General features: G+C 46.6%; 3 protein-coding genes and 1 rRNA gene. 1 reads left to right on the top strand and 3 read right to left on the bottom strand.

The features are described from left to right. A 16S ribosomal RNA gene (locus U1I11_RS13210) occupies window positions 1–1020 on the bottom strand; the annotation flags it as partial. A 660-nt stretch (window positions 1021–1680) separates the two neighbouring features. Between U1I11_RS13210 and U1I11_RS13205 the strand changes: the two genes are divergently transcribed. After that, the gene (locus U1I11_RS13205; protein ID WP_322906595.1) at window positions 1681–2988 is read left to right on the top strand and encodes a molybdopterin-dependent oxidoreductase; all 1308 of its coding nucleotides are present in this window, start codon (window positions 1681–1683) and stop codon (window positions 2986–2988) included. A gap of 485 nt (window positions 2989–3473) precedes the next feature. Here the strand turns inward: U1I11_RS13205 and ligA are convergent, their stop codons facing one another. Together ligA and pcrA are read right to left on the bottom strand one after the other, a co-directional pair. Further along, window positions 3474–5498 (bottom strand): NAD-dependent DNA ligase LigA, encoded by a 2025-nt coding sequence (ligA, locus tag U1I11_RS13200; RefSeq protein WP_322906594.1) that lies wholly within the window; start codon window positions 5496–5498, stop codon window positions 3474–3476. Between the two features lie 142 nt (window positions 5499–5640). Then, window positions 5641–7977 carry a DNA helicase PcrA gene (pcrA, locus tag U1I11_RS13195; protein WP_322906593.1) on the bottom strand — a complete coding sequence of 779 codons (2337 nt, stop codon included), beginning with the start codon at window positions 7975–7977 and terminating at the stop codon, window positions 5641–5643. Window positions 7978–8121: the final 144 nt, after the last annotated feature.

Raw genomic sequence — 8121 nt, 5'->3', positions numbered from 1 at the left:
ACCGATCAGAGGGATGTCAAGACCTGGTAAGGTTCTTCGCGTTGCTTCGAATTAAACCACATACTCCACTGCTTGTGCGGGTCCCCGTCAATTCCTTTGAGTTTCAGTCTTGCGACCGTACTCCCCAGGCGGAATGCTTAATGTGTTAACTTCGGCACCAAGGGTATCGAAACCCCTAACACCTAGCATTCATCGTTTACGGCGTGGACTACCAGGGTATCTAATCCTGTTTGCTCCCCACGCTTTCGCGCCTCAGCGTCAGTTACAGCCCAGAGAGTCGCCTTCGCCACTGGTGTTCCTCCACATCTCTACGCATTTCACCGCTACACGTGGAATTCCACTCTCCTCTTCTGTACTCAAGCCCTCCAGTTTCCAGTGCGACCCGAAGTTGAGCTTCGGGATTATACACCGGACTTAAACGGCCGCCTGCGCGCGCTTTACGCCCAATAATTCCGGACAACGCTTGCCCCCTACGTATTACCGCGGCTGCTGGCACGTAGTTAGCCGGGGCTTTCTTCTCAGGTACCGTCACTTCTCTAGCAGTTACTCTAGAAAACGTTCTTCCCTGGCAACAGAGCTTTACGATCCGAAAACCTTCATCACTCACGCGGCGTTGCTCCGTCAGGCTTTCGCCCATTGCGGAAGATTCCCTACTGCTGCCTCCCGTAGGAGTCTGGGCCGTGTCTCAGTCCCAGTGTGGCCGATCACCCTCTCAGGTCGGCTACGCATCGTCGCCTTGGTGAGCCGTTACCCCACCAACTAGCTAATGCGCCGCAGGCCCATCCTTCAGTGACAGATTGCTCCGTCTTTCGTTCCTCTCCCATGCAGGACAAGAAAGTATCCGGTATTAGCTACCGTTTCCGGTAGTTATCCCAGGCTAAAGGGCAGGTTGCCTACGTGTTACTCACCCGTCCGCCGCTAACTATTAGAGAAGCAAGCTTCTCGTCAAGTCCGCTCGACTTGCATGTATTAGGCACGCCGCCAGCGTTCGTCCTGAGCCAGGATCAAACTCTCCAATAAAGTGTTTGACTTGCTCATTTTGTTGCTGGCATTCGGTCTCCCGAATATATGATTCAAATCCTATTTGTTCAGTTTTCAAGGAACTTGATTATTTGTTTCACAACAACTCTAATATCATATCACATCAAGAGTTGTCAGTCAACAACTTTTTTGATTTATTTTTGAAACTATTGTGCCGCTCGAGGCGACTTGAATAATATATCATGTATCTTTTAAGTTAGCAAGTGTTTTTTCAACTTTTTCATTTTTATATTTTGTAACCGTATCGCTATGCTTATTTGCTTTGCTAGAGTAACGCTTTTATTGTATGTTTGCGTTGTTTTTAGCTTACTACTACCGTTGTTTCGATTAATCATTTTGATTGGTCAGTATACTAGACTCGATACTCAACTTAGAATGTCGCATGATTGTAAGTACTGCTAGCAGCAGTGTTTCAAACGCTCTATATGTTATCTGAATGCTATCTGAATATTATACCGTTTCAACTGTGCTTTAATTAATTCAAGATCGCAATAACTTGCTCGCACTATGTTACGATTGTGCATTATAATCATGTAAAAAGAGTTTATATCTAAAAGTAAGTAGTCACATCGGCAATCCAAATGTACTTTATTCACGAATCATTTTTAATGATCGCTTCAAACATAAGGAGGAGTTGTGATGAGTCGTTTGCTAGCGTCCATTCAAAAAGGCTTTGGCAAAAAGCTGATTCGAATCCATGCCTGGAATGCATGGCTAGTTGCACTGCTAGCGATAACCGGTTTAATTTTGCTGGGGGGCTTCTGGCGTGAAGTTCTGGGCGAAGTTAGAGTATGGATTCGCTGGGTACACATTATCGGCGGTTTGGCACTGCTCGTGCCTGTGCTTTATTATCTTTTCCTTGCCTCCAAGCATTGGAAGCAAATTCGGCAAAAGCCAGCGCAAAAAATGAATGTTATTCTCGTTATGATTTTGCTTATTGGCTGGATCGTATCCGGTATTTTACTATGGCTACTGCGTCAGGTCGGTCCGACTGTTGCAAACACGGCGCTGTTTGTGCATGATTTGTTAACTTGGGTCGGGCTGCCGTACATTATTTATCATTCACTCACACGTACAGCTTGGTTAAAAGACCCTAAAAAGCGTTCGATCAAGCTACAACCAGATACAACGGCTGTAGCGCCCGTACAAGCAGCTTCTTCTATAGAAGGATCAACAGTCGTGTTAAAACCGCATCAGACAGCAGCCCCACAGGAAGCGACTCCGTTTTATACGCGGCGAGCTTTTTTGCGTACAGCGATCGGTATCGGTCTGGCGGTATCGGTTGGGCCTACATTTTTGCGCTGGCTAGGCAATTCGTTGACGAGCGGCGGCAGTTGGGAAGAAGTTGCTGCTAGTAACCCAAACAAAATGGTGCCCAACCCAACGCCACTACCGGATTCCAAGCCGCCGATCGGTGGCGGTGCGCAAGGTGAGTTTCGCGTCTATACGGTGACGCCTATTCCGTCTTTTGATAATAGCAATTGGTCGTTTACAATCGATGGGCTAGTGGATAAGCCACAAACGTGGAACTGGGAGCAATTTTTGAAAATTAAGCGCAAGGTGCAAGTAAGTGATTTTCACTGTGTAACCGGATGGTCGGTATACAAAAACACGTGGGAAGGCATTCCGCTGCTCGACTTCCTCAGTATGGCAGGCGTTAAGCCACAAGCGAAAACGATCAAATTTTACTCCGGCGATGGCGTGTATACTGATTCGATTACACTCGAGCAAGCACAACTCAAAGATATTATGGTTGCCCTGCTTCATGACGGCAATATTATCCCAGCCGATTTGGGCGGCCCTGTGCGTCTCGTCATTCCGAAAATGTATGCTTACAAATCGGTCAAATGGCTAAACCGGATCGAATTGATTGCTGATGATTATACCGGTTATTGGGAGCTACGCGGATATGACAAAGATGCATGGTTGCCGGACAATTTGAGTTAATTGATATTGTTGAGTACACATCGCTTGTTATTATGCTAGCGATTGCGACACACATTTAACCTATCGTTTTCATTGTCGCTTCAAAATCCACCTATGTTATTACGTTCAATATGATCATTCCAGCAACAAGCGTCTGTGTATATACCACCATACCGATTTTATCGTAATTTGCATACTGTAAGTCTGTTGATCACTTCTATATGATCCTACCTAACTTTATTCAAATTCATCATGGTCAAGGCACTAACTGTACAGCTAAAATTCGATTCAATAGCAAAAGGACGAGCAATTCCACTACGGTGGCGTAGGTGCTCGTCCTTTTTATTTTAAATGTAGAATAGCCATCCTGAATTATTGTTCCCAAAATGAATACTGCAAATCATTTAAATACAGCTTCAAATATACTCTGTGCAACGGCTACAATCTATTCAACAACACATGTACACAACTTGCCTGTAATTATACGCTATCCTTCCTCTATCCATCTACTCCAGTTCAAGCAAGCGTTTCAGTTGTTCTTCATCTTCAATAATTTCGATGCCAAGTTCCTGCGCTTTCGTCAGCTTACTGCCTGCCTTTTCGCCAGCGATGACGATATCGGTCTTTTTCGACACACTACCTGTTACTTTTGCGCCAAGCTGTTCCAGACGCAGCGCTGCATCATCACGTGTCATCGTTTGCAATGTACCGGTGAGCACGACCGTTTTACCGTTAAAATACGAATCTTCATGTACGACAACTTCCGGCGCTTCCGGCACCTGTGGCTGTACGCCAAGTTTTAACATTTTATCGATCCCTGCCTGCATAAAAGGATCGGCAAAAAATTCCACAATGCTTTCTGCCACAATCGAACCGACATCCGGCAACTGTACCAGTTCCTCCACCGTTGCTGTGCGAATTTGGTCCAGATCACGGTAATGCTCTGCCAGCATACGCGTCGTCGTTTTGCCTGTGTTCGGAATGCCAAGTGCATATAGGAACGAAGCCAGATCACGCGTTTTGCTGTCTTCAATCGCTTGCAGTAAATTGTTCGCTTTGCGCTCTCCAAACCGTTCCAACTTGGACAAATCGTCAAATTGCAGCGTGTACAGGTCTGCCGGTTCACGCACATTCAGCTCATTATGAAGCTGCGTCGCCGTCTTGATGCTAAACGTTTCGATATCCATCGCATCACGCGAAGCAAAATGCGTAATACGCGCCACAATTTGCGGCTCACAGCCAAAACGATTGTTACAAAACAGATGAGCACCACGCTGCTCTAGCGGAAAGCCGCATGCCGGGCAATTCTCCGGAAATACGATCTCTGTGCCATCATTTTCCTCGGACACTTTGCCTAAAATTTCAGGAATGACATCGTTGGAGCGCCGGATATATACGCGTGTGCCAAGTGCAAATTTCAAGTTTTTGCGTTCGATATCACCGATATTGTTTAATGTGCAATTTTGTACGGTAACCCCTGCCAGCTCGACCGCTTCGACACGTGCCAACGGGGTAATTTTGCCGGTACGCCCTACATTCCAAGATACCGACTCCAAAATCGTACTCGTTTCTTCCGCTTCAAATTTATAAGCGATCGCCCAGCGCGGAAATTTGTCGGTATAACCGAGCACTTCGCGTGTTCGCATATCGGTCAATTTGACGACAGCACCGTCGATCAGATAATCCAGCTCACTACGTCCTTGCTGAATTGCTTCCAAACGTGCAATTACATCATCAAAATTGTCAAAATAAGACACCGCCGGATTTACGCGAAAATGATTATCGTGCAAAAACTGCATCATCTCTTGCTGACTGTCAAAACGTATGCCATCGGCATAACCGATATTGTAAAAGTAAGCATTCAACTTGCGCCGTGCCGTCGTGCGCGGATCAAGATTGCGCAGTGCACCGGCAGCAGCATTACGCGCGTTTTTAAGCTTATCTTTTTCGGTCGCTGCCGCATTGTATGCTTCCAGCACAGACAGATGCATAATGCCTTCACCTTGTACTTCAAGCTTGCCTTGCGTAAACGGAATCGATAGCGGAACCGAGCGAATCGTCTTCACCTGCTCCAAAATACCTTCACCAACGACTCCATTACCACGTGTCGCCGCCTGAACGAGCCGCCCATTCTCATACGTCAGATTAAGGGTAAGTCCGTCAAACTTCAATTCAACCGCATACGATGGCTCAGGCAACGGCTGTTCCGGGTTTTTCTCGTTATAATCACCGATCAATTTACGAGCACGGGTGTGCCAGCTTGACAGTTTTTCCAAGTTTTGCGCCTTATCCAGACTCCACAGTGGTGCCAAATGACGATGCGGGGTAAATCCTTTCAGCAATTCGCCGCCAACACGCTGCGTAGGCGAATCAGGCAACACGATGCCGCTTTCCTGTTCAAGCTGTAACAATCGGTCATATTGTGCATCATAGTCTTTATCATCGATTAATGGCTTATCCAATGTGTAGTAATGATAGTTATAGTTGTTCAGATCAGCGACCAGCTTTTCCATTTCTTTCATCGGGTCCATCTGCATCTCTCCCGTTCGTTGTATGTAAGGCGGCTGAATCATTGCAGCCGCCTGTAATTCTATATGATGTCATTATGCAGTAAGCAACCGTATCCGTATGACCATCTGAATCCATTGCTCATTGAAGATGATCCGATAACGCTTATTCCACTTTAGTAATCGGCGCAAAGCCAGCTAGCAGGCGTTTCAAGCCTACTGGCGCAGGAAAAGCAATCTGCAACTCCATATCGTTGCCGCTGCCTTTGACGGCTACGATCGTGCCAATGCCCCATTTGCCATGTGACACTTTATCGCCTGCCTGATAGCTGCCATCGCCACTTGGAGCCGGTGTTGGCGCCCCTTTGCCTGTCGTTACCGTAACACCGGACGAAGCAGGGATGCTGCGCGGCACAGCGCGCGCAGATGAGCCGCTGCCAAATGCAGCTGAAGTCTCGCGGCGATTGCCAAAGTTGCTGCCACCGCCACCAAAACCGCGTCCGCCATTGCCATAACTGCTGCCAGCTGCACCACGCCGGAAATTGTTCGGCGCCACCTGGGTATCTTCTTTATATTCATCCGGAATTTCCTCTAGAAAACGAGACGGTGGATTTGCCGTCGTCCGTCCGAACAATGTACGCATCTGTGCACAGGACAGGAATAATTGCTTCTCCGCTCGCGTAATGCCCACATAAGCGAGGCGACGTTCTTCCTCCAATTCATCATTATCCATAAAGGCACGACTATGCGGAAATACGCCTTCCTCCATCCCGATAATGAATACGGTCGGGAACTCTAGCCCTTTGGCGCTATGCATCGTCATTAACACAACCGCATCGTCTTGTTCTTCCGGCTTATCGCCCATCGTATCGATATCGGCAATTAGCGCCAGATCGGTCAGAAACGCAATCAGCGATTTGTCTTCATTATTTTTCTCAAATTCCATCGTCACCGACAGAAACTCCTCGATATTCTCAACTCGTGCTTTCGATTCCAGCGTATTCTCACGCTGCAATTCTACCCGATACTGAGACATTTCCAAAATCTTTTCCGTCAATTCGGTTACGGACAAATAATCGACCATCTGATGCAGCGCAGCGATCATATCGTAAAACTCGACCATCGCATTACGTGTACGTCCGGCAAAACCAAGATCATCAACAATTTCCAGCACTTTAAAAATAGAAATGCCACGCTCACTAGCCGCTGCCGCCAACTTAGCCACACTCGTATCACCAATCCCGCGTTTTGGCACATTAATAATACGCGTCAAACTAATATCATCATCCGGGTTCGACAGCAGACGCAAGTAACCGAGCAAGTCCTTGATCTCTTTGCGATCATAGAACTTGATACCGCCGACAATTTTATACGGAATATCCGATTTGATTAGCACTTCCTCAATCACCCGTGACTGTGCATTTGTACGGTATAAAATGGCATGATCTTGATACGGACGCCCTGTTTTCACACTTTTATGAATTTCCGATGTCACAAAATAAGCTTCATCATGCTCCGAATCGGCACGGTACACTTTAATTTTGGCGCCACCTTCTTTGTCCGTCCATAGCTTTTTCGGTTTGCGTCCGCTATTGTTGCCGATCACTTCATTTGCTGCACTCAAAATATTGGATGTTGAACGGTAATTTTGCTCCAGCAAAATCGTTTTCGCTTCCGGGTAATCCCCTTCAAAATTAAGAATATTAGTAATGTCCGCCCCACGCCAGCGATAGATCGATTGATCGCTATCACCGACTACACAAATATTATGATGCGCATCCGCCATCATTTTACAGAGCATATATTGAGCACGGTTTGTATCTTGATACTCATCGACATGGATATAGCGGAATTTCTTTTGGTAAAAATCGAGCACTTCGGGCACTTCTTTGAACAATTGAATCGTCGTCATGATCAGATCATCAAAATCGAGCGAGTTGTTCGCACGCAAACGGCGCTGATACATCGTATACACTTTCGCGGTCAACCCTTCAAAATAATCACCGATTTTGCGTTCATATTGCTCCGGGGTAATCAGCTCATTTTTCGCTGCGCTAATCATCGACTGTACGGTTTTCGGCTCAAACTTTTTTGTGTCCATATTCAAATCTTTCATACACGCACGAATAACAGACAACTGATCACCGGAATCAAGAATCGAAAAGCTTGACGTAAAGCCGATCCGCTCAATATCACGACGCAAAATACGCACACACATCGAGTGGAATGTCGATACCCAAATTTCGCGGCCATCTGGTCCAACAAGTTGGGATACACGCTCCTGCATTTCGCGCGCAGCTTTATTCGTAAACGTAATCGCCAAAATTCCCCACGGTGCCGATTTGCGCGAGTCAATAATATGGGCGATACGATGCGTCAGCACGCGTGTCTTACCGCTGCCCGCGCCCGCCATAATGAGCAGCGGGCCGTCCGTTGTCAGTGCTGCCTCTTTTTGTCTCGGATTGAGACGGTTAATGGCGTCTTTGATGTTAATCATCGTCATTTTGTTGTATTGCTCCTTTCAAACTGCAATTTAGATAAGTGTGGCTTATGCAAAAAAGTCAGGCAACTACGTCAGCGCTCGCCTGTCTAGGATGGATTGTAATAAAATAAAAAGCGGGCTACATACAAATCATACATTACATCG

This window comes from Paenibacillus campi (genome assembly GCF_034659835.1).
GTDB classification, from domain to species: Bacteria; Bacillota; Bacilli; order Paenibacillales; family Paenibacillaceae; genus Saccharibacillus; species Saccharibacillus campi.
The sequence above is the reverse complement of the archived record's forward strand: the minus strand, read 5'-3'. Positions and strand labels throughout refer to the sequence as shown.